Genomic DNA, 25,223 nt, shown 5'->3' with positions numbered 1-25,223 from the left:
TTCATGTAAAAATCACCAACTGTTAGACATAGTATTTTACACATTAGTTCTTCTATGCACGTCGAATTGTATTTTTTTATCTTATTTTAGGCATTTATTACTTCTTTTTTTACATCTGGTAAGCCTTTTAATAAATTTTCAGCAATTGTTAACCACTTCGATGTCTCTAAGCCATTTGTTTTCATAACAATTTTCAATTGTGATCCTTCCATTCCTAAACCGATCATACGTCCAAAACTATTTCCGAGCATGAATAATTTTCCACCATCAATATTTTGACTTGCTTGTTCAGAAAACAGGAATGTTACTTCAAATTTATTCTGCTTAATTAATTCAATTTGTTCTTTCATTGCCAACACTTTAATATTTGCAATTTGTAATAAATAACCAACTTCTTGTGGATAATCGCCAAATCTATCGATCATTTCTTCCTGCAATTCTTCAATATCCTCAATTGCAGAAACACCTCTAAATTGTTTATACATCATAATTTTTTGCTTACTATCTGAAATATAAGCATCTGGTAAATATGCATCTACCTCTAAGTCAATTTCAACATTAACTATATTTTCAGCCCCATCTGTTCCTCTACGCTGTTCAATTGCATCTTTTAACATTTGCGAATATAGATCAAATCCGACAGAATCAATAAATCCATGCTGTTCTGCCCCTAACAAATTACCTGCTCCACGAATAGATAAATCTCTCATCGCAATTTTGAAACCAGATCCAAGTTCCGTGAACTCTTTAATTGCTTGTAGACGCTTCTCTGCAACCTCTGACAGCACTTTGTCACGTTTATATGCAAAGTATGCATACGCAACACGATTAGAACGTCCAACACGCCCACGAAGCTGATACAACTGTGATAATCCCATACGATCTGCATCAAATACAATTAACGTATTTACATTCGGAATATCTACACCCGTCTCAATAATTGTTGTACTTACAAGAACATCATGCTGTCCTTCTAAAAATGATAGCATAACAGACTCTAATTCGCTTTCGTTCATTTTCCCATGTGCGTACGTTACGCGGGCATCTGGAACTAACATCGAAATTTCATCTGCTTTTCTTTCAATATCCTCTACACGGTTATATAGGAAGTAAACTTGACCACCTCTTGCAAGCTCTCGCTCTATTGCCTCTCGCATTAACGCTGGATTATACTCGACTACATACGTTTGGACTGGGAAACGATTTTCTGGTGGTGTCTCAATAACAGATAAGTCGCGCACACCAAGCATAGACATATGAAGCGTCCGCGGAATCGGAGTTGCCGTTAATGTTAATACGTCAACATTTGCCTTCAATTGTTTAATTTTTTCTTTATGTGTTACACCAAATCTTTGTTCTTCATCAATAATAAGAAGCCCTAAATCTTTATACGTAACATCTTTAGATAAAATACGATGTGTTCCGATTACGATATCTACTGTTCCATCCTTTAAGCCCTTAATTGTTTCATTTTGTTGTTTTCTCGTACGGAATCTACTTAATAAGCCTATATTGATCGGATAATCTTGAAAACGCTCTCGAATTGTTTCATAGTGTTGCTGCGCAAGAATCGTTGTCGGTACTAAAATTGCAACTTGTTTTTCATCCATAATTGCTTTAAATGCCGCACGAATAGCCACTTCAGTCTTTCCATACCCTACGTCACCACAAAGGAGCCTATCCATCGGGCGTCCGCGTTCCATATCTTTTTTAATCTCGTCAATAGAACGTAACTGATCCTCTGTCTCTTGATATGGGAAAGAGGATTCGAACTCTTGTTGTTCTGCCGTATCTGGCGTATATGCATAGCCTTTTGAAGCTTCGCGCTCAGCATATAGTTTAATTAGGTCATCCGCAATGTCTTGTACAGATTTTTCAACTTTCGTTTTAACCTTTTTCCAATCATTACCGCCTAATTTATAAACTTTCGGATCCTTACCTTCAGATCCTACATATTTTTGGACTTGATCAATTTGTTCAATTGGAACGTATAGCTTATCATTACCTTGATATTTAATATTTAAATAATCTTTGTGAACACCATTAATCTCTAATGTCTCAATACCTAAAAATTTACCTATACCATGATTTACGTGAACTACATAATCTCCAACTTTTAATTCCGAATAACTTTTAATACGTTCAGCATTCGATAACTTTTGTTTACGTTGTGATTTTTTAACTTTCTTATGAAAAAGCTCCTTTTCAGTAATGACAACAAGCTTTTGCATCGGCATTTCAAATCCTGCATGTAAATCACCTACAGCAATTTGTAACCTTCCAGGCAATAAGATATCTGTACCTTCTACAATATCTGCCTCAATATCATAATCACTTAAAATATGTTGTAATTTTTTCACACGTTCATCATCTGTTCCAAGTACAACAGTCGTAAAATGCCCTTCATTCCATCTATCAATTTCTGTTTTTAACAAATTCATCTGTCCATGGAAATCTTGCATTGTTTTACATGTTACATTAACAATATTTTGCGGATGTGTGTGTGCGATATGACGCAAGAATAACGTTAAATATACAAAACTTCTTTTTTTATGATGAAGAAACCCCTCGAATGGGTGAGAGAAAGATAAATCTTGAATAATTGTTCCTTCACCAAGAAGTGATATATACCATTCCGCCTCTTCTGTTTCAAGATGCGATGCTGTTTCTTGAATACGGGAAATCTCGTCTAAAATTACAACACCGTCTTCTGGTAAATAATCTATCAGACTAGCAGGTTCTTTATAGAAAATAGATAAGTATTTAAACATCTGTTCTATACTTTGCCCGTTTTTCAACATCTCAATTTCATGACTTACCGTCTCAAGCACTGTAGTCTTTAGTTTATCATCAGAAAGTTTTTGCATCGTCTTAGTTAAACCTTCTTCAAGATGCTGAATTCCTGATTTTAATTCTTCCTGTGAAAATAAAAACTCTGTTGCCGGACCAAACCTAACGCTTTCTTTTTTACCTTGAGAACGCTGTTCATCCACATCAAATAATCGAATAGAATCGACTTCTGTATCAAAGAATTCAATACGAAATGGTAGTTCTTCAGTTAAAGGATAAATATCTAATATTCCCCCACGCAAACTGAACTCCCCTGGAGCTTCTACCATCGACTTACGTTCATAGCCAATATGATGTAAAGTATGCAAGAGCGCATCTAAATCAATCTCTTGCCCTAGATTGATTTCAACTTGCTTTTGCTTCCACAATTCTTTTATTGGTAAAAATCTACGCAATCCTGCCACTGGCGCTACAATGATTCCATTCTCTCCCGCAGCCAAGCGATTTAACACTTCTATACGTTGCGCCTTCAATTCTGGACTTGCAACCCCAATTTCCGATGCTATCAGTTCATTCACTGGATATAGCCACACATCTTTTTCACCAAGTAATGCCACTAAATCTTCATGTACTTTTTGTGCTTGGTATAAGTTATGTGTCACGATTAATTGTGATTTTTTTGTTTTTTTATATAAAGCCGCCATTAATAACGAACGAGAAGACGTTGCCATCCCTGATATAAGTTGTTCTTTTAACCCATCTTCTAATCCATTAATAACCGATTGTATCTCTTCATTTTTATAAAATTGCTCTAATAAACCTATCATTTTTAAAACTCCTCTCAACATAAAGAGCAAGTCATTCTATTTTATGCAAATATTTTGGAAAAGGAAAACAGAAAAATGCTTTGGACATGCCAAAGCGACAACATTTTATTGCAGAAATTTTTCATACTCATAATACTCAGGATAAGATGCGAGCGTTTCTTGACACGATTCACAAATCGTTTTTATATATATATTTCCATTCTCATGAAAATGAATCATTTCTACTACTTCTTGCTCTGTTAGTTGAAATAAAACGTCGCTATATACTTTTTCTGCGTTAATGGAGCCTACATTACCTCCGCAGTGTCTGCAATAATAATACCCTTCCATACTAGCCTCCTAAAAATTCAATTACTACTAGTATGGGTAAAACAAAAGAGAAATATTCCCAATCTCATTTTTAACTATTGAAAGTATTCATGATTTGGAGAAAAGGCTTATTTAGCCACTCTTCACATGCATCCGCTGCTTTTTCAATAGAATGGTTAACATCCGGAATCTCTTCAGATGTAAAGCGTCCTAATACATAATCGACTACCTTCATTCCATTTTTCGGGCGATCGATTCCCATACGGATACGTTGAAATTCTTGTGTTCCTAGGTGCGAAATCGTTGACTTTACACCATTATGTCCACCAGCACTACCTTTCATGCGAAGACGCAATTTACCTACAGGAATGTCCAAATCGTCGTACATAACAACGAAGTCCTCAACATCAATTTTATAATAATCCATGAGTGGACGAATACTTTCCCCAGATAAGTTCATGTATGTTAGCGGCTTTAATAAGATTACCTTTTCTCCATTAACAAACCCTGCACCAAATACACCTTTAAATTTTTGTTCATTCAAAGAAATGTTCCAACGCTTCGCAAGTTCATCAATGGCCATAAATCCAATATTATGCCTTGTTAATTCATATTCTCTACCTGGGTTCCCAAGTCCTACTATCAATTTCATTCTTGTACCACTACTTTCTTTTTTCGATACGAAAAGACGTAACCAATTTTGGTTACGTCTCATTCTATCCAATTAATTGAATAATACACTCACAGATTCTTCTTCGTATACACGAATGATTGCTTCTCCGATTAATGGAGCAACTGAAAGTTCATGTACTTTGTCGATTTTCTTCTCTTCTGGTAATACGATAGAGTTCGTTACAACTAACTCTTTAATATTTGAATTTTGAATACGCTCAATTGCTGGACCAGATAATACTGGGTGTGTACAGCAAGCATATACTTCAGAAGCACCGTTCTCAACAAGAGCGTTTGCTGCTAATGTAATTGTACCAGCTGTATCAATGATGTCATCAATTAAAATCGCTGTTTTACCTTCAATATTACCGATAATGTTCATTACCTCTGATACGTTCGGGCGAGGACGACGCTTATCAATAATAGCGATTGGCGCTTTTAGACGATCTGCCATTTTTCTTGCACGAGTTACACCACCATGGTCAGGAGACACGATTACGATATCTTTAAGACCTTTTGTTTCAAAGTAATCTGAAAGAATCGGTACACCCATTAAGTGGTCGATTGGGATATCAAAGAACCCTTGAATTTGTGGAGCATGTAAATCTAGAGTGATTACACGAGTTGCACCTGCTGTTTCAAGCAAGTTTGCTACAAGTTTCGATGTAATTGGTTCACGAGAACGCGCTTTACGGTCTTGACGCGCATAACCATAGTAAGGAATAACAATATTAATTGTTTTCGCAGATGCACGTTTTAATGCATCAATCATAATAAGTAATTCCATGATATGTTCGTTTACTGGGAAGCTTGTAGATTGAATAATGAATACATCGCAACCACGGATACTTTCTTCAATGTTAATTTGAACTTCTCCATCACTAAAACGATCAACAGAACATTTTCCTAGCCCTACTCCAATATGCTTTGCAATCTGCTCAGCAAGTTCCTTATTAGAGTTTAAAGAGAATACTTTCAAATTAGAATTTAGATATTGAGTCGACATCTAGATTAACCCTCCACATTATGATTTTTTCTTATTCAGCAATTGATCAACATAGTCTTCTTTGTTAACTTGACGTGCACGTGCTACCGATAATGCTTTTGATGGAACATTCTCTGTAATTGTAGAGCCTGCTGCCACATAAGCACCATCTTCAACTGTTACTGGAGCAACAAGGTTTGAATTACATCCAATAAATACCCCATTACCAATCACAGTTTTGAATTTATTCTTACCGTCATAGTTCACCGTAATTGAACCACAACCAAGATTCACGTCTTCTCCAACTTGTGCATCCCCGATATAACTCAAGTGTGAAGCTTTACTTCTATTACCAAAGACAGTTTTTTTGATTTCCACGAAGTTTCCAACGCGTACTTCGTCTCCAATAACTGAATCTGGGCGAATATGTGCAAATGGACCAACCGATACTTCTGTACCAAGCTTACTATCATGTACAGTAGATTGTCGAATTGTCGTACGATCTCCAATTTCACTATCGCGAATTACTGTATGCGGTCCAATTTCACAATCAGAGCCAATTACAGTGTTCCCCTCAATAATTGTTCCTGGATGAAGAACTGTATCACTACCGATAACTGCATCAGCAGAAATATAAGTGTTACTTGGATCAATAATTGTAACACCGTTTACCATGTTCTTTCGGTTGATACGGTTTTTCATAATAATTTCCGCTTGCGATAGAGCGACTCTGTCGTTAACACCTAACGTTTCGTCGAACTGCTCTGTTTGATAAGCTGATACGATATGACCTTCATTTTTTAAAATCTCAATAACATCTGGAAGGTAATATTCACCTTGCACGTTATCATTTGAAACTTTAGAAAGTGAAGCAAATAAAGCCTTATTATCAAAACAATACGTACCTGTATTGATTTCTTTAATAGCTAATTCTTTCTCATTTGCATCTTTATGCTCAACAATCTTTTCAACATGACCATTCTCATTACGAACAATACGGCCATATCCAGCAGGCTCTTCTATGTATGCTGTTAGCACCGTCGCCATTGCTCCTGCTTCTTTATGTTGCTGAAGTAATGCTTCCATTGTTTCAGCAGTTATTAGAGGCGTATCACCACAAATAACTAAAGTTGTTCCTTCTTCATTTGCAAGTACACTTGCAGCTTGATCTACAGCATGTGCTGTACCAAGTTGTTCTGCTTGTAATGCAAATTCACTTACGTTCCCTAGCTGTTCTTGTACCATTTCAGCACCATGTCCAACAACCGTTACAAGTTTCTGCAATCCTAATTGAGATACTTGATCGACTACGTGTTGTACCATAGGTTTTCCACATACAGGATGCAGCACTTTGTATAGCTTAGACTTCATACGTGTGCCTTTACCTGCAGCTAGAATCACTGCAAATCTGTTTGACATATAGACCCTCCATCGCAACCTATTTATCCATTAAAGATATTATCCTAAATCATCATATATTTCAAGAAACACATTTTAACTATTAAATTTTACCATAATTCTTATAAGATGTTTTACTCTTTAGTATCTTTTTTAAGAAATAAGCTATACTATTTAAAATGATTTTGAAAAAATTAGTAGTTTCTTCTTTTTATGTTAATAAATTATGCAGTTTCCAAATATAAAGCAAAAAAAACAAACCCCTGTAAATGCTTACAGGAGTTTGCTACAAAATTATAAGGCTTTTTGTCAAAAGCCCTTTTCATTCGAATTTTACGAAGCACCCGCTTCTTCAAACTCAACCTCTTCTAACTCGCCTAAACGATGATACTCTGTTAAAACCGCATCTTGAATTTTAGAGCGTGTACCAGAATTAATTGGATGTGCAATGTCACGGAACTCTCCATCTGGAGTACGTTTACTTGGCATTGCTACAAATAATCCATTATTACCATCAATTACACGAATATCATGAACAACAAATTCATGGTCTAGAGTAATAGAGGCAATTGCTCTCATGCGGCCTTCTGTGTTTACGCGGCGTAATCTTACGTCAGTCACTTCCATCTTGTGTTCACCACCCTTTTCTAAATAAGCGATATATTTGTATAAATTCCACAAATTTTCTATTTTCCCTTTAATTTTTTAAAAATTTTTAAGATAAAAATTTTTAAAGTAGTTGAATATAGAGATTAGTGGAGGTTATCGCTTACAAAAGGTTACTTAACTAGGGCGATTACTTCAATTTCAACGGAAACATCTTTCGGTAATTTTGCTACTTGCACACAAGATCGAGCTGGTTTATGAGTAGAGAAATAAGAGCTATACACTTCATTCACAGCATTAAAATCATCCATGTCCTTTAAAAATACTGTTGTTTTTACGACTGTATCAAATGAAGCACCTGCTTCCTCTAATACCGCTTGTAAATTTTGAAATACTTGTTCTGTTTGTACTGTTACATCTCCTGTTACAAGCTCCCCATTTGCCGTCAATGGAATTTGTCCTGAGCTATAGAACATGTTATTTACAATAATCCCCTGTGAATAAGGTCCAATTGCTTGTGGTGCCTTGCTTGTTTGAACAACTTTCATACTTTTCACCCTTTTATTATTTATTTTACTCTTTAAAAATAGTGTACGAAAGGCAGTTTGTCCATCTATTTTATAATCTATAAATAAAATAAAAAAAGATAGAGCTATCTGCTCTATCTTTTATTCCGCCTCTACAAGCCCTTCATCAAATGGCGCAAGAGAATAATTCCCTTTTTCCACTTGAATCGTTTTTTCTTTCACATCAACTTCCGATAGACGAATTAATGATACAAAATTATTAATTAGTCGTTCTTCAATATCTGTGGATTCTACTAATACACCAATACCAACAACATTAGCCTTGAACTCTTCTAACATACTCATCATACCTTGAATTGTTCCGCCAGCTTTCATGAAGTCATCAATAATTAAAACATTCGACCCTTCTGGAAGACTGCGTTTTGCTAACGTCATTGTTTGAATTCGTTTAGAAGAACCCGACACATAGTTAATACTAACAGTCGGACCTTCTGTTACCTTATTATCTTTCCTTGCAATTACAACTGGTACATCTAAGTAATTTGCCACTGCATAAGCAAGTGGAATCCCCTTCGTTGCCACCGTCATAACTGCATCAATTGGTTGCCTAGCAAAAACAGAAGCAAACAAACGACCTGCGCCATTAATATGGCGAGGATTACTCAATAAATCTGTCATGTATAAGTAACCGCCAGGCAAAATACGATCTGGGTTTTCAAATAAGCCACAAAGCTCATCAATAATTAGATCTGCCTCTTCTTCACTTATATACGGTATATATTTCACTCCTCCTGCTGCTCCTGGTATCGTTTGCAATGTGCCGACCCCTTGTTGTTCAAACGTTTGCTTAATAATAACTAAATCTTCACTAATGGAAGACTTAGCCGATTGATACCTTTCAGCAAAAAAAGTGAGAGATACTAGCTGACGAGGGTTTTGTAGCAAGTAATAAGTCATATCGACTAATCTTGTACTTCTTCTAATTTTCATACTCTCACCTCAAATCACGAATATTCTAAACAAATCATAACGTATTATACGTCTTTATTCAAGCGTTTCTCGCTCTCCTAATAAACGTACCGCATAGACTTGTTCACAAAATCCTTTTAATCCGTTATAAATGCGATGCATTCGTGAATCATGGTGTACAAGTCCAAATACAGTTGGACCACTTCCACTCATTAATACAGCATCCGCTCCAAATCGCTTCATCTGTGATTTAATACGGGCAACTTCAGGATGCATTCCAAATGTTACATCTTCTAAAACGTTACCAACAGTATCACAAATTCCTTTATAATCACCAGAATTTATGACATCAACCATTTTATCTACATTCGGATGTGTAACTCGATTTAACTTTAAATTTCCATACACATCAGCAGTAGATACACCTATATGTGGTTTCGCTAAAATAACCCAACAAGAAGGCGGAGTCTTTATATGCTCAATTTTCTCTCCTCTTCCAGTGGCAATTGCTGTGCCTCCGTATACACAGAACGATACATCTGATCCAATTTCTGCGCCAAGCTCTGCTAACTCATCAATTGTAAGCCCTAAATTCCATAATTTATTAAGACCACGTAATGTCGCTGCTGCATCACTACTTCCACCTGCTAATCCAGCTGCTACTGGAATCGTTTTTTCAATAGTAATAGATACACCTTTTTTTACATTAAACTTCTCTTTTAATAATTTCGCTGCCTGATAAGCTAAATTTCGTTGGTCGTCTGGGACATACCGATTATGGGATAAAATTTCAATACGGTCTTCTGCTAATTCCGTTAGTTCTAGACGATCTGCTAAATCAATGGTTGTCATAATCATTTTCACTTCATGATATCCGTCTTGTCTTTTTCCCAGTACATCTAACGACAGATTAATCTTTGCTGGTGCTTTCACTAGTAGCTTCAATCTATTCACCCACTCTATGTACTCAATCTTTTATCGTTTATTTTACCATAAATTTATAGTAAGACGATGACACTTCCCTAATTATAACGAAAAGCATTCAGAATGAAACTACTTATGTAAAATGATGGCACCTTTTAGATTACAAAAAGCCGAGGAATGTCTCCTCGGCTACCGTAGCATAGAAAGTATCTTACAACTACTGGTTTCGTTTCATTAATTGCTGTTCTGCAATTTCTATAGCACGTTTCACCATGTTACCAGCATCTTTCGCACGAATTCCGCCCCATCCTTCTTTCTGAACAACATCATAAAAGCCAAGCTCTTTTGCTAGCTCTTCTTTAAATTGGTTTGACATGACACCTCTTCGTCTACTCAATGCAGAGTCCCTCCTTATTTTGCTACGGTATAGTTAGTATGCAAAATAATATAGCTTTTCATTTATGGGAATATATGTAATGATATACAAATTATAAAATGACCTCATTATGAGGGTCTCCATAAAATGTTAACTCTACTGTCTCTGTTAAAACATCTGCATAACTATAAGATACACGTTGCAACGCATCTTCTTGTTGATCTAATTGTACAACAAAAACGGAACGGTATGTTTCTGCTAGTACACCTGATTGCTCCACAGTTTTTCTTCTTCCACTATTTGCTTTTAACATAAGTCGCTGTCCAAGATGGTGATCTAATTCGCTTTTAATTTCATCTAAACGTTTTGACATATACTTCGCTACACCTCGCTGTAATTTAGATTGAACACTTAAAGCACGATATATCTATCCTAATTATTAACCGCGATTCACAGCTAATATCATCCTGCGTTTGAATAGATAGAAGAAATACTATATTGTAAAAGTATCATTACGTAGTCTGCACGTTCTTACCTCTTTTTATCCAAATTCATTTAAATCCTTCCATACAAAAAAGCAAGATACATATGTATCCTGCTTACTCTTCGTAATGTTGAAAAGGTAATCCCGTTCGTAAAATCCCTCTCGTTTCAATTCCACCTAGTCCCTTTTCACCAGTAATTGTATTACGTACGACATCCCATACATTGACTCTCTCCATAAATGAAGTAAAACTAATTTTACCAACTACATATACAGGATCTAGTGCATGAATATTAATTCTAGATGGTGAACTAGCGAAATTGGCCCCTGCACGAATTAGTGCCTCAAAATGTGATTGACATGCCCCAGCAAAAATAACAAGTTGATCCAATGATGGATATTTTTTTCGCACTTCACGAACAGCCTGTACAAAATGTCTTGAATGCCTATATGCCGCTAAATCTCCCTTCACTCCTTTTGATTTTGTATATGCATCATGCCCTGTAATAACGAGAATGTCTGGGCGAAAGTGATCTATTAAGTCTACTACTTTTTCATGCATCTCCGTTTCTTTACAATGAATACCTTGAACAGGAACGCCAATTTTATTATATAAATCTAAGCACTTGCGCAAATATAAAGGGTCTCCATCTATATGCAATACACGTCCCGGCATTTGAAAATAATTCACCTCACTTGTGTATCCACCAGTTGAAGTATGTTCATGCCTTTGTTTCATCAGTACATAATCTTGTTGAAACAAACGATACGTGCGCTCCATTGTTTCTTTCTCACGCTTCACCCTTTTTTTATGTTCTCTTTGATCTATACTAATTAAATCTTCAAGTGGCGCATCCGCCACCAGTCTAATTTCCTCTCCAAACAATATAGCTATCTCGCCTTTTATTTCTATAATACGAAAAAGAATATCCCTCTTATGAGAATATCGTTCCACTAATTCTCCAACATGTAAAACCATTCTCCTACCTCCAAACTCATTAGGCCATCTTACCTGTTTTTAAAGTATGAATTTAAAGAGAGAAAGGTGACAAAAGGGACAGTTCAACTTGAACTGTCCCTTTCATATTCTTATGATAATTTATGAAGAACTAATGCATTACTTAATGTTGCAAACTCTTCAATAGATAGCGTTTCGCCTCTTCGCTTTGGATCAATTCCTACTTCTGTTAAAATTCGATCCAATAATTCCTTATCTTTCGGGAAACCATTTAAATTATTTGATAAATTATTCATCAAAGTTTTACGGCGCTGTGCGAAACTTGCTCGTACTACTTCAAAGAAGAATGTTTCATCTGTCACCTCTACAACCGGTTTCGGACGCTTTAGAAGGCGAATAATTGCAGAATCAACATTTGGCTGTGGTACAAACACTGTACGCGGTACAGTCATAACTGTTTCAACTTCTGTATAATACTGAATAGCAATCGATAAAGAACCATACTCTTTCGTTCCAGGTTTAGCAGCTAAACGATCTCCAACTTCTTTTTGCATCATAACAACAAATCCACGAACTGGTAACTTTTCTTCAAGCAATTTAAATAAAATTGGCGTTGTAATATAGTATGGTAAGTTAGCTACTACCATTACATCTTGCCCTTCTTCAAATTGCTCATTAAATACTTCATGTACATCTGCTTTTAGTACGTCTTTATTAATAACTGTAACGTTACCATATGGCGCTAACGTCTCATCTAAAATTGGTAATAGTCTTTGATCAATTTCAAAAGCCACTACTTTTTTAGCACGCTTTGCTAATTGCTCTGTTAATGCACCAATACCTGGTCCAATTTCAATTGCACCACTTTCTGAACCAATTTCTGCATGATCGACAATACGATTTAATACATTTGTATCAATTAAAAAGTTTTGTCCTAAACTTTTTTTGAATGAAAATCCATACTTTTCAACAATGTCTTTTGTACGATTTGGCGTTGCGATATCCTTCATTTTTTTTCCTCCTGTATTACTTGCTTATAAGCTTCTGCAAATGATTCCTTTGAAACTTGAAACATCTGTAATCGTTTATGTAACTGTTTTGCATTTGTATAACCAATCTTTAATAGCTTACCCATTCTTTCTCTGCGGCTCTTTGCCATTTCTCCGCCCACTAAGCCTGCATCGACTAAATCACTCCAACTAATTTCACTTGTGTAAGCTTCCATTTCTTCATGTATATTCTCTAGAGCGCGGCGAATCGACTCATTAGAAGCGTGTTCGATCCCAACACCCTTTTTCCTTTTAGCAAGCGCTTCTTCCTTCGGTAAAAAGGCATGCTTACAGCCAGGAACCTTGTCAGAAATAATTTTTCGAATACGCTCTCCAGGATAATCCGGATCTGTGAAAATAATAACGCCCCTTTTTTGCTGCGCTAATTTAACTTGCTCAATAACATGATCACCGATTGCTGAACCGTTCGTTTCAATTGTATCCGCATCAACAGCACGCTTAATCGCAACTGTATCATCTTTACCTTCTACAACGATAATCTCTTTTATTTTCATGCTTGCCTCCACACTCATTTCGTCTCTACTTAGTAAAACAAAAAAATGACGACTTTTCCATTATTATTTTCCCCATTCTTATATTTTAAAAAATAGAATAGAAAAATCTTTGTTCTCTGTCCTTATTGTAACACTTCATCATTCACATTTATTTTCTTCATCACTTCTACTAGTTTTTCTCAAAATAAAAAAGAACAGGTTTCCCCATTCTTTTTTATTCAACACCAAATAAAACTTTTGCATTTTTAGTTGTCATTTCTGCTACTTCCTCATAAGAAATTCCTTTTAAATTCGCAATTTCTTCTGCCACGAGTTTTACATAACTCGGTTCATTTCGTTTCCCTCGAAATGGATGCGGTGTTAAATACGGACAATCCGTCTCTATTAACAATTTCTCTAATGGAATCTCCGTAGCAACCTCTTTCGGCTTCTTAGCGTTTTTAAATGTAACTGGTCCACCTAACGAAATTAAAAAGTTCATATCAACACATCGCTCTGCTACCTCTACGCTGCCGCTAAAGCAATGCATAATGCCTCCTACTTCAGCTGCATTCTCTTCTTCTAGAATATCAACAATATCTTGAGTTGCATCGCGGTTATGTATAATAATCGGCAATTTTACTTTTTTCGCTAATGCAATTTGTTTACGGAATACTTCTTTCTGTATTTCTTTTGGAGACTTATCCCAGTGATAATCTAAGCCCATTTCTCCAAGTGCAACGACTTTAGGATGAGAAGCAAGTTCTTCTAACCAAGCTAAATGTTCTTCTGTCATGTCGATTGCATCAACTGGGTGCCACCCAACCGCAGCGTAAATAAAATCATAGGCTTCAGCTAATTCCATCGCCTTTTTTATCGTTACTTCATCAAAACCAACAACAACTGTATAAGTAACTCCCGCTTCTTTCATTCGGGCAATAACCTCTTGCAAATCTCCTTCGAATTGCTCTGCATTCAAATGTGAATGTGTATCAAACAACATAATACATAACTCCTTTTATATTGAAATCAAGTTTATTCTACAAAAATAAGTTCTTTAATAACTTAACGATAACAATACTACAATCTTAATGCAAAAATAGAGAGTGTAAAAAGAAAAAAGACGCTTCACACATGTTACACGTGAAACATCTCTTTTCTTGTCTTAATTACTTGATTTTTGTACCATTTGGTAGATTTTGATCAATTGATGCTAATGACAATACGCCATTCTCTTCACCCGCTAAAATCATACCTTGCGATAATTCACCGCGTAATTTTACAGGTTTTAAGTTTGTTACACAAATAACCTTTTTACCTTTTAAGTCTTCCGGCGAATAGAATTTTGCAATTCCAGAAACAACTTGACGCTTTTCTGTACCTAAGTCTAGTTGAATTTTTAACAGCTTGTCTGCTTTTTTCACAGGTTCAGCAGATAGTACTTCAGCTACGCGTAATTCTACTTTAAAGAAATCATCAATTGTAATTTCTTCTGCCTTCGGTTCTTCTTCTTTTTTCTCTTCTACTTTAGGAGCAGAGCTTTTCATTTGTTCTTTAATGTACTCTACTTCCACTTCCATTTCTAAACGAGGGAAAATTGGGTTTCCTTTTTCTACTTTTGTTCCAGCTGGAATGCAGCCAATTGTAGATAGACTTTCCCAAGATTTATGAGCTTCATCAGTAAGGCCAAGCTGAGCAAACATCTTGCTTGGTGCTACTGTTAAGAATGGCATAAGCATAATACCTGTTTGACGAAGTACTTCTGCTAAATGAGCCATTACAGAGGCTAACTTTTCACGATCATTCTCATCTTTTGCTAATACCCATGGTTGTGTTTCATCAATATATTTATTCGTACGACTAACTAGTTGCCAAATAGATCCTAACGCTACAGAGAACTCCATATTCTCCATTGCTTCTTCTACTTTTTTCAAAGTATCTTGTGCAAACGCTACTAACGTTTCATCAAATTCCGTCACATTTGCTTTAAATGCAGGGATTTCTCCGTTAAAGTACTTATCAATCATAGCTACTGTACGATTTAATAAATTACCTAAGTCATTTGCTAAGTCGAAATTAATACGCTCCACAAATCCTTCTGGTGTAAATACGCCATCAGATCCAAATGGAACTTCACGAAGTAGGTAATAACGTAATGCATCTAATCCGTAACGATCGATTAATGTAACTGGATCTACTACGTTTCCTTTTGACTTACTCATCTTTCCATCCTTCATTAAAATCCAGCCATGAGCAAAGACTTTCTTCGGAAGAGGTAAATCTAATGCCATTAAAATTATCGGCCAATAAATTGTATGGAAACGAACAATTTCTTTCCCAACTAAATGCACATCTGCAGGCCAGAATTTTTTATATTTCTCTTCATTTGCTGTTCCATAACCTAACGCCGTAATATAGTTAGATAATGCGTCAACCCATACGTAAATAACGTGTTTTGGGTTACCAGGAACACGAACTCCCCAGTCAAATGAAGTACGAGAAACTGCTAAATCTTCTAATCCCGGTTTAATAAAATTATTAATCATTTCATTTTTACGAGACTCCGGCTGAATGAAATGTGGATTATCTTCATAGAACTTTAATAGTCTGTCGACATATTTACCCATTCTAAAGAAATAAGATTCTTCACGAACAAGTTCTACATCATGACCACTATCTGGGCTTTTTCCTCCAACTACTTTGTCGCCTTCCATAATTGGCTCTACTAATTGATGCTCTGTATAGAACGTCTCATCTTGTACAGAATACCAACCTTCATATTCATCAAGATAAATGTCACCTTGATCTACTAATTGTTTAAAGATTTTTTCGACAACATCTTTATGACGATCTTCAGTTGTACGAATAAAATCATCATAAGAAATATCCATCTTCTCCCAAAGCTCTTTAATTCCTGCAACAATGTTATCAACATATGCCTGTGGCGTAATATTTAACTCTTCTGCTTTCTTTTGGATCTTCTGTCCATGTTCATCAGTTCCTGTTAAATAATGCACATTATAACCTTGCATACGCTTATATCGTGCCATCGCATCTCCTGCTACTGTCGTATAAGCATGTCCAATGTGTAATTTTCCACTTGGATAATAAATTGGGGTAGTAATATAAAAGGACTTATTTTCCTCTGTCATTGTTTTGGACCTCCCGAATAACCTCATATGTATTTATAAACAGTATATCAAAAACTCATATATAAAGTGAAACTTTAATCAGTAGGGTTTTTGTTCCTCCCCACTAATTATTAGCCTACGTTAATTGGGCTTTTACGAGCAGCCCAAATCTAACTTATCTTCTTTACGCCAACCTAATTTTCAATTTAGATCTTAATGCTCAATATCTTTATCATCTATTGCTCATATTTCAAAAAAATATACAATATCCACTTTTAATTTATTATTTTTTCAGAAAATAATGCAAATAATTGTGGAATTTCCTCTCAATCTATTATATATAAGAAATAAGAAATCTATAAATCTTTTTAAAAAATATAGAATTTAAGAATTGACGGAAATGTAAATGATTGGTATCATATGTCCATAGGGTATTTTGTCGAAAAATGACGAATCTAAAAATAGACTCGAAACTTATAAACTATTTATTTAGGAGGAAAAAAATTATGAAATCTACTGGTATTGTTCGTAAAGTTGATGAATTAGGTCGTGTAGTAATTCCAATCGAATTACGCCGTACTTTAGGTATTGCAGAAAAGGACGCTCTTGAAATCTATGTTGATGACGAAAAAATCATCTTAAAGAAATATAAACCAAACATGACTTGCCAAGTAACTGGTGAAGTATCTGACGGTAACCTTTCTTTAGCTGAAGGTAAAATCATCTTAAGCAAAGAAGGCGCTGAGCAAATCTTAAACGAACTTCAAGATTATATCGAAACAGCAAAATAAGCTTCTCAATTATGAGAAGCTTATTTTTTATCGACATGATAGATTTGATATACATCTCTTTTCGACAAATCTCGATCTTTAGCGACTGTTTTAATCGCTTCTTTTGAATTCATACTTTTTTCATTTATATAATATTCAATATGATCATATACCGAAAGAGATTCCCACCATTGTTCTTCTGGAGCAGGTTCTTCTGTTGAACCAGCTACTAAAATACAAAACTCACCACGTACTTCATTTTGCTTCGTCCACTCAATTGCTTCTTCGATTGTTCCTCGAATAAATTCCTCAAATTTTTTCGTTAACTCTCGACATAATACAATCTCTCTATTTCCCAACACTTCCTGCATCGAAATTAAAGTATCATCTAAACGATGAGGTGCTTCATAAAACATCATTGTAATTTGTACATAACGAAGCTTTTCTAACTCCATCTTCCGTTCCTTTTTGTTTCTCTGCAAGAAACCATAGAAATAAAACTGCTTTGTTTCAAGACCGGATGCAATTAATGCTGTAAGGGCTGCATTTGCTCCAGGAAGCGGAATTACATGATATTGCTCAGCTACTGCCTCAACGACAATATCGTAACCTGGATCAGAAATACACGGCATACCAGCGTCACTAACAAGTGCTACATTCTTTCCATCCTCTAATTTCTCTAATAGTTTCTTCCCACTTACTTCTTTATTGTGCTCATGATAACTCGTGACAGGTGTTTCAATTTCAAAATAATTACAAAGTTTTTTCGTTTGTCTCGTATCTTCAGCAGCAATTAAATCAACTTCTTTTAAAATTCGGATTGCACGAAATGTCATATCTTCTAGATTTCCAATAGGAGTTGGTACTAAATATAAAACTCCCTTTTCATTTTGTTGAAAGCTTTTTTGTTGCCACATAGCGTTCTCCTTTTTGCATATATGCCTCTTTTTGTTTTCTCGTTAATTGCTTAAAGTAATACTCCGCTTGCATAGCTGTACGCTTATCATCGTGGGTCTCTACATATTTTAAAACGACAGGAAGCCTGACGCGTGTATACTTAGCCCCTTTGCCGCTATTATGAGTCTGAATTCTCTTTTCTATATGGTTTGTATATCCAGCATAATAACTTCCATCAGAGCACTCTACCACATAAAAAAAGTGCTTATTCTTCTCCATATAAAATTGAACGTAGCTCCTTTGTATATTCGTTATTGTTCTCATATACAACGAGAGGTGGTAAAATTTTCAAATCTGCATTTCCATCCTTAATTCCTTCAATTAACAATGTATTTGCTTCTTTTCCAACCTTAGGATAAACAAATTGCACACGCTTTGGTTCAATTTTATATTTACGCATTAATGTGACAATGTCTAGTAATCGCCCTGGACGATGTACAAACGCTACTTTCCCACCTTGTTTTACTAACTGACTACTTGCAGATACAACATCTTCTAATGTACACATAATTTCATGACGAGCTATCGCTAAATGTTCATTCATATTTTTCTCTGAAGTTTGAGGTGTTTGAAAATATGGTGGATTACATGTAACAACATCATATTGATGACGTCCAAGTTTCTCTGGCATATCTTTCAAATCTCCATGTATGAGGTGAATTCTTTCTTCCAACCCATTGTATTGAACACTTCTTACTCCCATATCATATAAGCGTTCTTGAATTTCCACACCAGTAATATTTCCTTTTGTTCTTGTACTTAATAGAAGGGGAACAACAGCGTTACCTGTACACAAATCAAGTAAATTCCCCTTTTGAATTGGTACCCATGCAAAATCTGCAAGTAAAACGGCATCTAAAGAAAAATTAAATACTGATGGGCTTTGTATAATCTTCATGTCTTGTGCTAATAAGTAATCTAAACGTTCATCTTCATATAAATTCATATACTGCTCCTTTTCTTACCCTTAACCTACCCTATTTCATGTATAAAAAATTACCTTTCCAATTATAATTGGAAAGGTAATTTCACTTTTTATTTAAGAATGAAAGACAGAACAAACAATCTCCCTCTTTACGTACACTTCCATAATGTAGATTGCAAATATGAAAACCTTCTTGATATAGTCTCGCTAAATTGTCATAGCCTTCACCAATATCTGTTTTCGGCTTCACTTCTTTACGTTTTTGAGTTTTTTGTTTTTCTTTATTCTGCACTTCTTCAAAACGGTGTCGCAAATTGTTATTTTCCATTTTTATATGCTGGTTTTCTTCCAACAACTCTGCAAGATGCTGTTTTAACTCTCCCAACTGTTTATATAAATGTCCAATTTGCTCTTCCATACTAGAAACCGATTCAAAAATATCTTTTTTCTCCACAAGCACCCACCTCATTAATCTGTGGTTTGACTCGAAACGACCCCTTTATTCACTAACTCATCTAACGTATATTCTACTATCCGTTCCTTGTCTACTAGTTCCACTTGAATTAATCTTTCTAAAATATTTAATCCGATAACACGGCCAGTACCATGCGGGGTTTGTATACGTTGATCTAAATCAGGAAGTTGTTCCTTTGCTGCCTCATATTCATCATTCTCATATTTTAAGCAACACATTAAGCGACCACATAAACCAGAGATTTTTGCAGGATTTAATGATAAATTTTGATCCTTTGCCATTTTAATGGATACAGGTTCAAAATCCCCTAAAAAAGTAGAACAACAAAGCATACGACCACATGGACCAATACCACCTAGCATCTTCGCTTCATCACGAACACCAATTTGTCTTAGTTCAATTCTTGTTCTAAAAATTGCGGCTAAGTCCTTCACTAGTTCGCGGAAATCGATCCGACCATCCGCAGTAAAATAGAAAATAATCTTATTACGATCGAATGTATACTCTACATCTACAAGTTTCATATCAAGATTATGCTCTACTACCTTTTGTTGACAGACTTGATATGCTTCTTTGGCAGCATGTTTGTTCTCTTCAACAATGGTACGATCATTTTCATTTGCAATACGAATAACCTTTTTTAGCGGTAATACAACGTCGTTTTCATCAACTTGTTTTTTGGTAATAACTACTTTTCCGTATTCAATACCTCTTACCGTTTCTACAATGACAAACTCATTTTCAGAGATATCGAACTGGTTTGGATCAAAGTAATATACCTTTCCGGCCTTCTTAAAGCGAACACCTACTACATCATACAAAACGGTCATCCCTCCTGCAACCGCAACACTAACTGTTCGAACACAAGCTGCGCATTTACATTAGCGTTGATTCTATTTTTTGCCTCTAATATATTAAAGAGAGCTGATACAATGCGCTTCTGAGCATAGGAAAACGATTCAAACATCTCTTTCTGCTCATGAAAAACAAGACGATCTTCTTCTCCAAGTTGAACATATAATAAATCCTTATAAATAAGGAGTAACATATCTAAACCTTGCTGTAATTGTTCTTTCTCTCCAAAGTGTTTTCCCCATTTTTCTTGTACAAAAAAAATAGAGGTTTTATCTTTTTCGAGCGCTTCACATAATTTTATCACTAAAGCTCGTGCTTGTGCAAACCATTCATCACTACATAAAGCTAAAGCTTCATCAAAACTATTTGTAAGTTGAGCAGCAAGTGTCGATAAAGATGCTGTAATCCCTTCATCCTGTAATCTTCTAATTAAAGATTCCGTAGGTAACGGTCTAAACGTAACAACTTGGCAGCGAGATAAAATCGTATTTAAAATTTGATGACTTTGTTCAGTAAGTAAAATAGCAGTTGTATCACTACTTGGTTCTTCTAAAAATTTCAAAAGTGTATTTGCCGCATTTGCTGTCATACGATCTGCGTGCTCAATAATATATATTTTTTTATTTGCCTCTAATCCTGTTTTGGAAAACTCTTCTTGTAAATCATGAATTTGCTGCTTCTTAATAGATAATCCGTCTGGTTTTACAATATGTAAGTTAGGGTGGTTACCTGAATCAATTCGCTTACAGTTTGTACATACATGGCAGGGCTCTACTCCATTCCGCTCAGAACAGAGGAAACTCTTTGCCATTTGAATTGCTGTCGCAAACTTTCCTGTCCCTTTCCCTCCCTCTAACAAGTAAGCGTGGGATATACGCTCTTTTGCAATGCTATTCATCAACATTTTTACACCGATGGGTTGTATAGCAGAAAGCTGCTCCCACGTCTTCGTCATAATGCATACCTCACTTATTTCATTCTTTCCTTCTATTATAACAATTTATCTTCTATAATCTGAACAACTTCTTCTATAAGTTTTTCCATCGGTTGATCAGCATTTACCAATACAATACGATCCGAGAAACGTTCTACAACTTGTAAATACCCTTCGCGCACACTTTTATGGAAAGAGATATCTTCCATATCTAGTCGATTTACTTCACGTCCTGCATCTTTTTCAATCCGAGCCAAACCAACCTCAGGCTCAATGTCTAGATAAATTGTTAAACTAGGCATACAGTCCTCTGTTGCGAAACGATTTATTTCAAATACCTTATCCATACCCAATCCTCTTGCATAGCCTTGGTATGCTAAAGAGCTATCTATAAAACGATCACATAACACGAGGTAGTTCTCATTAAGTGCTGGCATAACTTTTTCTACTAAATGTTGTCTGCGCGCAGCAGCATAAAGAAGCGCTTCTGTACGTGCTTCCATCATCGTATATTCTTGTTTATGTAAAATCGTCCTAATGTCCTCAGAAATTGCAATACCGCCTGGTTCCCTTGTCGCCATTACCTTCTGTGCTTTTTGTTCAAAATATGGCAATAAGCTTTTAATTAACGTTGTTTTACCTGAACCTTCTGGGCCCTCAATTGTTACAAATAATCCCTTCATCCTAAAACCTACTTTCTATATCATACACTTTCATATATTTCGTATTACCTTGAAAACGAGCTCCTGCTCTTTCTAAATACATAATTTGCTCTTTATGCTCTGAAGTAATTCTCTCTCCATACATAATTAATGGAATTCCAGGTGGATACGGAATCACCATTTCCGCCGCAATCATTCCAACAGCCTCTTCTATAGATACTATCTTTGTTTCATATCCGTCTAGTTGTTTATACGTATACGGTAAAAGAGAGAATTCACCATTATAAGTATAACGAATAGATTCCCTCTTGTCTTTCACCTCATAATGTTGCAATGCTACTCGGATCATCTCTATAACCTTCATATATCCCTCATTTACTTGTAAGGGTAAAATAAATAGGACATTGTACGGATCAGCCATCTCTGTATATATACCGACCTTTTCAAATACAGACTGTAATTCGTACCCTGATAACTGACAACGAGTTTGTACGGTGACCTTTAACTCATCTTGCAACGGATATTCTAAAATGGCGATTTGGGGAATAGAACGTAATTGTTCCTTAAATCTTCGTAAAAACTCAACAATTTCACTGTGACCTTCTTCTTTTATACGCGCCATTGTAAAGCGTGCTATATCCAAGGAAGCCATAATTGGATACGATGGACTACTAGATTGTAGCATACTTAAATAAGTAGTAACCTTATCTTCGTCTACTAAATGACTATTTATATGTAAATAGGAACCCATTGTCATTGCGGGTAATGTTTTATGTGCAGAATGAACTACAATATCTGCACCATATGTTAATGCTGACTTCGGAAATGGTTCTCCCAAACATAGATGTGCCCCATGTGCCTCATCTACCAAAACAGGGATTTTATGTGCATGTGCAAAAGCGATGCTTGCCTCTAAATCCATCCCCATACCATAATAATTAGGATGCGTTAAAATAAGTGCTTTCGCATTTGGATACTTTCCAATTGCGTTCTTAATAATTTCATTACGAACTCCCACTGGTACGTTATAAGCTTCATCAATCCATGGATCTAAAAAAATGGGATTTGCTCCCGCAAGTTTTAAACCATTAATAATTGATTTATGACAATTTCTTTGTACAAGAACAATATCATGTTCCCCGCAACAAGACAAAATCATTGCTAAGTTCCCGACTGTTGAACCATTAATTAAAAAATAACTTCTCTTTGTATTATAAACTTCAGCCAATAATTGTTGTGCCTCATCTATACATTCAAACGGACTATGCAAATCATCTAGTCCTGCTAATTCAGTTACATCAATAGATAGAATACCTTTAAACTCTCTTATTACCTCCTGAGGGAAGTTTAAACCATTCTTATGACCAGGAACATGAAAGGATAACGGCCCTCTTTCTTTAAACTCTATTAACGCCTCATATAAAGGCATACGATTTTGATTCATCTACATCTCTTCCTTATTATTCATTCTCTATCTATTATACAGAACAAAAAAAATAATAGGCATATGCCTATTTAAAAATATGATACTTCTAATTTTCGAAGCTGCTTTAAATAATATATATATTTCGGATCATCTGTCTCTGTATTCACCATATCCTTTTCACATTCATGGCATATTAAATTATTATAAACATATATACCTTCTTTTCTTTTTGTCTCACAAACAATACAAACTTCACTTTGTAATTTCATAATCTTCCCTCCCTATTTAAGTGAACCTATTTTATACTTCTAATCCTTAACAATTTACAGAAAAATATACACCCATCTTTTATATAATATGATTAACTCTTGGGCAACGTGTTTGTATTTCCATTACTTCTTTCCCATTCTTTTTAACAATACAAAAAAACACAAGTCAAATGACTTGTGTTTTTAGTTGCTTGGCGACGTCCTACTCTCACAGGGACAAGGTCCCAACTACCATCGGCGCTAGAGAGCTTAACTTCCGTGTTCGGTATGGGAACGGGTGTGACCTCTCTGCCATCATCACCAAACTATGAAGGCATATTCCTTCAAAACTAGATAACATTTGCTACATATTATATGGTTAAGTCCTCGATCTATTAGTATTCGTCAGCTCCACATGTCACCATGCTTCCACCTCGAACCTATCAACCTGATCATCTTTCAGGGATCTTACTAGCTTACGCTATGGGAAATCTCATCTTGAGGGGGGCTTCATGCTTAGATGCTTTCAGCACTTATCCCTTCCGCACATAGCTACCCAGCTATGCCCTTGGCAGAACAACTGGTACACCAGCGGTGCGTCCATCCCGGTCCTCTCGTACTAAGGACAGCTCCTCTCAAATTTCCTACGCCCACGACGGATAGGGACCGAACTGTCTCACGACGTTCTGAACCCAGCTCGCGTACCGCTTTAATGGGCGAACAGCCCAACCCTTGGGACCGACTACAGCCCCAGGATGCGATGAGCCGACATCGAGGTGCCAAACCTCCCCGTCGATGTGGACTCTTGGGGGAGATAAGCCTGTTATCCCCGGGGTAGCTTTTATCCGTTGAGCGATGGCCCTTCCATGCGGAACCACCGGATCACTAAGCCCGACTTTCGTCCCTGCTCGACTTGTAGGTCTCGCAGTCAAGCTCCCTTATGCCTTTGCACTCTACGAATGATTTCCAACCATTCTGAGGGAACCTTTGGGCGCCTCCGTTACACTTTAGGAGGCGACCGCCCCAGTCAAACTGCCCACCTGACACTGTCTCCCGGGTCGATAAGACCCGTAGGTTAGAATTTCAATACAGTCAGGGCGGTATCCCACCAGCGCCTCCACCGAAGCTAGCGCTCCGGTTTCAATGGCTCCCGCCTATCCTGTACAAACTGTACCAAAATTCAATATCAGGCTACAGTAAAGCTCCACGGGGTCTTTCCGTCCTGTCGCGGGTAACCTGCATCTTCACAGGTACTATAATTTCACCGAGTCTCTGGTTGAGACAGTGCCCAAATCGTTACACCTTTCGTGCGGGTCGGAACTTACCCGACAAGGAATTTCGCTACCTTAGGACCGTTATAGTTACGGCCGCCGTTTACTGGGGCTTCAGTTCAGAGCTTCGCTTACGCTAACCCCTCTCCTTAACCTTCCAGCACCGGGCAGGTGTCACCCCCTATACTTCGCCTTACGGCT

General features: G+C 36.3%; 26 protein-coding genes and 2 rRNA genes (1 of these 28 cut by a window edge). 1 reads left to right on the top strand and 27 read right to left on the bottom strand.

Features of this window, described 5'->3' with window-relative positions:
- Nucleotides 1-86: 86 nt before the first annotated feature.
- The 16 genes from mfd to metG form a co-directional block, all read right to left on the bottom strand.
- Entirely contained in the window at nucleotides 87-3,617 is a 3,531-nt protein-coding gene (gene mfd / locus C3Y97_RS00305; protein ID WP_000579688.1) for a transcription-repair coupling factor, read from the bottom strand.
- Nucleotides 3,618-3,722: 105 nt separating this feature from the next.
- Nucleotides 3,723-3,947, bottom strand: a complete 225-nt coding sequence (locus tag C3Y97_RS00300; RefSeq protein ID WP_000399438.1) for an anti-sigma-F factor Fin family protein — start codon at nucleotides 3,945-3,947, stop codon at nucleotides 3,723-3,725.
- Nucleotides 3,948-4,017: 70 nt separating this feature from the next.
- A complete protein-coding gene (pth, locus tag C3Y97_RS00295) occupies nucleotides 4,018-4,578 on the bottom strand; it encodes an aminoacyl-tRNA hydrolase (protein WP_000767702.1) in 561 nt (186 codons plus the stop codon).
- A 72-nt stretch (nucleotides 4,579-4,650) separates the two neighbouring features.
- A complete protein-coding gene (locus tag C3Y97_RS00290; protein ID WP_000107420.1) occupies nucleotides 4,651-5,604 on the bottom strand; it encodes a ribose-phosphate diphosphokinase in 954 nt (317 codons plus the stop codon).
- 18 nt (nucleotides 5,605-5,622) lie between these two features.
- The gene (glmU, locus tag C3Y97_RS00285) at nucleotides 5,623-7,002 is read right to left on the bottom strand and encodes a bifunctional UDP-N-acetylglucosamine diphosphorylase/glucosamine-1-phosphate N-acetyltransferase GlmU (protein ID WP_000071041.1); all 1,380 of its coding nucleotides are present in this window, start codon (nucleotides 7,000-7,002) and stop codon (nucleotides 5,623-5,625) included.
- Nucleotides 7,003-7,314: 312 nt separating this feature from the next.
- Nucleotides 7,315-7,608, bottom strand: coding sequence for a septation regulator SpoVG (spoVG, locus tag C3Y97_RS00280; RefSeq protein ID WP_000454041.1), 294 nt, complete (start codon nucleotides 7,606-7,608; stop codon nucleotides 7,315-7,317).
- Nucleotides 7,609-7,760: 152 nt separating this feature from the next.
- The gene (locus C3Y97_RS00275) at nucleotides 7,761-8,135 is read right to left on the bottom strand and encodes a RidA family protein (protein WP_000869815.1); all 375 of its coding nucleotides are present in this window, start codon (nucleotides 8,133-8,135) and stop codon (nucleotides 7,761-7,763) included.
- A gap of 120 nt (nucleotides 8,136-8,255) precedes the next feature.
- Nucleotides 8,256-9,104 carry a pur operon repressor gene (purR, locus tag C3Y97_RS00270; RefSeq protein ID WP_000702466.1) on the bottom strand — a complete coding sequence of 283 codons (849 nt, stop codon included), beginning with the start codon at nucleotides 9,102-9,104 and terminating at the stop codon, nucleotides 8,256-8,258.
- A 54-nt stretch (nucleotides 9,105-9,158) separates the two neighbouring features.
- Nucleotides 9,159-10,028: a 4-(cytidine 5'-diphospho)-2-C-methyl-D-erythritol kinase gene (ispE, locus tag C3Y97_RS00265; protein WP_000772104.1), complete on the bottom strand. Its 870-nt coding sequence runs from the start codon at nucleotides 10,026-10,028 to the stop codon at nucleotides 9,159-9,161.
- Nucleotides 10,029-10,224: 196 nt separating this feature from the next.
- The gene (gene sspF, locus C3Y97_RS00260) at nucleotides 10,225-10,404 is read right to left on the bottom strand and encodes an acid-soluble spore protein SspF (protein WP_002094215.1); all 180 of its coding nucleotides are present in this window, start codon (nucleotides 10,402-10,404) and stop codon (nucleotides 10,225-10,227) included.
- A 91-nt stretch (nucleotides 10,405-10,495) separates the two neighbouring features.
- Nucleotides 10,496-10,756, bottom strand: a complete 261-nt coding sequence (gene veg, locus C3Y97_RS00255) for a biofilm formation stimulator Veg (protein WP_000044347.1) — start codon at nucleotides 10,754-10,756, stop codon at nucleotides 10,496-10,498.
- Nucleotides 10,757-10,982: 226 nt separating this feature from the next.
- Nucleotides 10,983-11,846, bottom strand: a complete 864-nt coding sequence (gene yabG, locus C3Y97_RS00250; RefSeq protein WP_000242868.1) for a sporulation peptidase YabG — start codon at nucleotides 11,844-11,846, stop codon at nucleotides 10,983-10,985.
- A 110-nt stretch (nucleotides 11,847-11,956) separates the two neighbouring features.
- Nucleotides 11,957-12,835 carry a 16S rRNA (adenine(1518)-N(6)/adenine(1519)-N(6))-dimethyltransferase RsmA gene (gene rsmA / locus C3Y97_RS00245; RefSeq protein ID WP_000651548.1) on the bottom strand — a complete coding sequence of 293 codons (879 nt, stop codon included), beginning with the start codon at nucleotides 12,833-12,835 and terminating at the stop codon, nucleotides 11,957-11,959.
- Nucleotides 12,832-13,389 (bottom strand): ribonuclease M5, encoded by a 558-nt coding sequence (gene rnmV, locus C3Y97_RS00240; RefSeq protein WP_000692835.1) that lies wholly within the window; start codon nucleotides 13,387-13,389, stop codon nucleotides 12,832-12,834. Before rnmV ends, rsmA begins: the two co-directional genes overlap by 4 nt.
- A 214-nt stretch (nucleotides 13,390-13,603) precedes the next feature.
- Nucleotides 13,604-14,371 (bottom strand): TatD family hydrolase, encoded by a 768-nt coding sequence (locus C3Y97_RS00235; RefSeq protein ID WP_000895851.1) that lies wholly within the window; start codon nucleotides 14,369-14,371, stop codon nucleotides 13,604-13,606.
- Between the two features lie 166 nt (nucleotides 14,372-14,537).
- Nucleotides 14,538-16,520, bottom strand: a complete 1,983-nt coding sequence (gene metG / locus C3Y97_RS00230; RefSeq protein WP_000134140.1) for a methionine--tRNA ligase — start codon at nucleotides 16,518-16,520, stop codon at nucleotides 14,538-14,540.
- Nucleotides 16,521-17,005: 485 nt separating this feature from the next.
- Between metG and C3Y97_RS00225 the strand changes: the two genes are divergently transcribed.
- Entirely contained in the window at nucleotides 17,006-17,290 is a 285-nt protein-coding gene (locus C3Y97_RS00225) for a transition state genes transcriptional regulator AbrB (RefSeq protein WP_000843036.1), read from the top strand.
- Between the two features lie 20 nt (nucleotides 17,291-17,310).
- Here the strand turns inward: C3Y97_RS00225 and rsmI are convergent, their stop codons facing one another.
- The 11 genes from rsmI to C3Y97_RS00170 all read right to left on the bottom strand — a co-directional run.
- Entirely contained in the window at nucleotides 17,311-18,186 is an 876-nt protein-coding gene (gene rsmI / locus C3Y97_RS00220) for a 16S rRNA (cytidine(1402)-2'-O)-methyltransferase (RefSeq protein ID WP_074553640.1), read from the bottom strand.
- Nucleotides 18,155-18,445 carry a GIY-YIG nuclease family protein gene (locus C3Y97_RS00215; protein ID WP_000414350.1) on the bottom strand — a complete coding sequence of 97 codons (291 nt, stop codon included), beginning with the start codon at nucleotides 18,443-18,445 and terminating at the stop codon, nucleotides 18,155-18,157. Before C3Y97_RS00215 ends, rsmI begins: the two co-directional genes overlap by 32 nt.
- Nucleotides 18,432-19,172 carry a tRNA1(Val) (adenine(37)-N6)-methyltransferase gene (locus C3Y97_RS00210; RefSeq protein WP_001055366.1) on the bottom strand — a complete coding sequence of 247 codons (741 nt, stop codon included), beginning with the start codon at nucleotides 19,170-19,172 and terminating at the stop codon, nucleotides 18,432-18,434. The genes C3Y97_RS00215 and C3Y97_RS00210 overlap by 14 nt, the downstream gene beginning before the upstream one ends.
- 82 nt (nucleotides 19,173-19,254) lie before the next feature.
- Entirely contained in the window at nucleotides 19,255-19,605 is a 351-nt protein-coding gene (gene yabA / locus C3Y97_RS00205; protein ID WP_000412063.1) for a DNA replication initiation control protein YabA, read from the bottom strand.
- Nucleotides 19,606-19,619: 14 nt separating this feature from the next.
- Entirely contained in the window at nucleotides 19,620-20,447 is an 828-nt protein-coding gene (locus C3Y97_RS00200) for a PSP1 domain-containing protein (protein ID WP_000272429.1), read from the bottom strand.
- A 5-nt stretch (nucleotides 20,448-20,452) separates the two neighbouring features.
- Complete coding sequence (holB, locus tag C3Y97_RS00195; RefSeq protein WP_000169561.1) at nucleotides 20,453-21,436, bottom strand: DNA polymerase III subunit delta'; 984 nt, start codon at nucleotides 21,434-21,436, stop codon at nucleotides 20,453-20,455.
- Between the two features lie 35 nt (nucleotides 21,437-21,471).
- Entirely contained in the window at nucleotides 21,472-22,098 is a 627-nt protein-coding gene (gene tmk, locus C3Y97_RS00190) for a dTMP kinase (RefSeq protein ID WP_000677221.1), read from the bottom strand.
- Nucleotide 22,099: 1 nt separating this feature from the next.
- A complete protein-coding gene (locus tag C3Y97_RS00185; protein WP_001075304.1) occupies nucleotides 22,100-23,521 on the bottom strand; it encodes an aminotransferase class I/II-fold pyridoxal phosphate-dependent enzyme in 1,422 nt (473 codons plus the stop codon).
- Nucleotides 23,522-23,592: 71 nt separating this feature from the next.
- Complete coding sequence (locus C3Y97_RS00180) at nucleotides 23,593-23,772, bottom strand: sigma factor G inhibitor Gin (RefSeq protein WP_000776278.1); 180 nt, start codon at nucleotides 23,770-23,772, stop codon at nucleotides 23,593-23,595.
- Nucleotides 23,773-23,961: 189 nt separating this feature from the next.
- Nucleotides 23,962-24,077: ribosomal RNA gene (rrf, locus tag C3Y97_RS00175) — 5S ribosomal RNA — on the bottom strand.
- A 49-nt stretch (nucleotides 24,078-24,126) separates the two neighbouring features.
- A 23S ribosomal RNA gene (locus C3Y97_RS00170) occupies nucleotides 24,127-25,223 on the bottom strand; it runs 1,825 nt beyond the window's last position.

The organism is Bacillus sp. DU-106, from assembly GCF_004799705.1.
GTDB lineage: Bacteria > Bacillota > Bacilli > Bacillales > Bacillaceae_G > Bacillus_A > Bacillus_A cereus.
The sequence above is the reverse complement of the archived record's forward strand: the minus strand, read 5'-3'. Positions and strand labels throughout refer to the sequence as shown.

What these genes read in the sequence shown, in the direction of transcription:
- mfd (WP_000579688.1), bottom strand. Translation starts at nt 3,617, where the DNA reads ATGATAGGTTTATTAGAGCAATTTTATAAAAATGAAGAGATACAATCG.
- C3Y97_RS00300 (WP_000399438.1), bottom strand. Translation starts at nt 3,947, where the DNA reads ATGGAAGGGTATTATTATTGCAGACACTGCGGAGGTAATGTAGGCTCC.
- pth (WP_000767702.1), bottom strand. Translation starts at nt 4,578, where the DNA reads ATGAAATTGATAGTAGGACTTGGGAACCCAGGTAGAGAATATGAATTA.
- C3Y97_RS00290 (WP_000107420.1), bottom strand. Translation starts at nt 5,604, where the DNA reads ATGTCGACTCAATATCTAAATTCTAATTTGAAAGTATTCTCTTTAAAC.
- glmU (WP_000071041.1), bottom strand. Translation starts at nt 7,002, where the DNA reads ATGTCAAACAGATTTGCAGTGATTCTAGCTGCAGGTAAAGGCACACGT.
- spoVG (WP_000454041.1), bottom strand. Translation starts at nt 7,608, where the DNA reads ATGGAAGTGACTGACGTAAGATTACGCCGCGTAAACACAGAAGGCCGC.
- C3Y97_RS00275 (WP_000869815.1), bottom strand. Translation starts at nt 8,135, where the DNA reads ATGAAAGTTGTTCAAACAAGCAAGGCACCACAAGCAATTGGACCTTAT.
- purR (WP_000702466.1), bottom strand. Translation starts at nt 9,104, where the DNA reads ATGAAAATTAGAAGAAGTACAAGATTAGTCGATATGACTTATTACTTG.
- veg (WP_000044347.1), bottom strand. Translation starts at nt 10,756, where the DNA reads ATGTCAAAACGTTTAGATGAAATTAAAAGCGAATTAGATCACCATCTT.
- yabG (WP_000242868.1), bottom strand. Translation starts at nt 11,846, where the DNA reads ATGGTTTTACATGTTGGAGAATTAGTGGAACGATATTCTCATAAGAGG.
- rsmA (WP_000651548.1), bottom strand. Translation starts at nt 12,835, where the DNA reads ATGAAGGATATCGCAACGCCAAATCGTACAAAAGACATTGTTGAAAAG.
- rnmV (WP_000692835.1), bottom strand. Translation starts at nt 13,389, where the DNA reads ATGAAAATAAAAGAGATTATCGTTGTAGAAGGTAAAGATGATACAGTT.
- C3Y97_RS00235 (WP_000895851.1), bottom strand. Translation starts at nt 14,371, where the DNA reads ATGTTGTTTGATACACATTCACATTTGAATGCAGAGCAATTCGAAGGA.
- metG (WP_000134140.1), bottom strand. Translation starts at nt 16,520, where the DNA reads ATGACAGAGGAAAATAAGTCCTTTTATATTACTACCCCAATTTATTAT.
- C3Y97_RS00225 (WP_000843036.1), top strand. Translation starts at nt 17,006, where the DNA reads ATGAAATCTACTGGTATTGTTCGTAAAGTTGATGAATTAGGTCGTGTA.
- rsmI (WP_074553640.1), bottom strand. Translation starts at nt 18,186, where the DNA reads ATGTGGCAACAAAAAAGCTTTCAACAAAATGAAAAGGGAGTTTTATAT.
- C3Y97_RS00215 (WP_000414350.1), bottom strand. Translation starts at nt 18,445, where the DNA reads ATGGAGAAGAATAAGCACTTTTTTTATGTGGTAGAGTGCTCTGATGGA.
- C3Y97_RS00210 (WP_001055366.1), bottom strand. Translation starts at nt 19,172, where the DNA reads ATGAATTTATATGAAGATGAACGTTTAGATTACTTATTAGCACAAGAC.
- holB (WP_000169561.1), bottom strand. Translation starts at nt 21,436, where the DNA reads ATGACGAAGACGTGGGAGCAGCTTTCTGCTATACAACCCATCGGTGTA.
- tmk (WP_000677221.1), bottom strand. Translation starts at nt 22,098, where the DNA reads ATGAAGGGATTATTTGTAACAATTGAGGGCCCAGAAGGTTCAGGTAAA.
- C3Y97_RS00185 (WP_001075304.1), bottom strand. Translation starts at nt 23,521, where the DNA reads ATGAATCAAAATCGTATGCCTTTATATGAGGCGTTAATAGAGTTTAAA.
- C3Y97_RS00180 (WP_000776278.1), bottom strand. Translation starts at nt 23,772, where the DNA reads ATGAAATTACAAAGTGAAGTTTGTATTGTTTGTGAGACAAAAAGAAAA.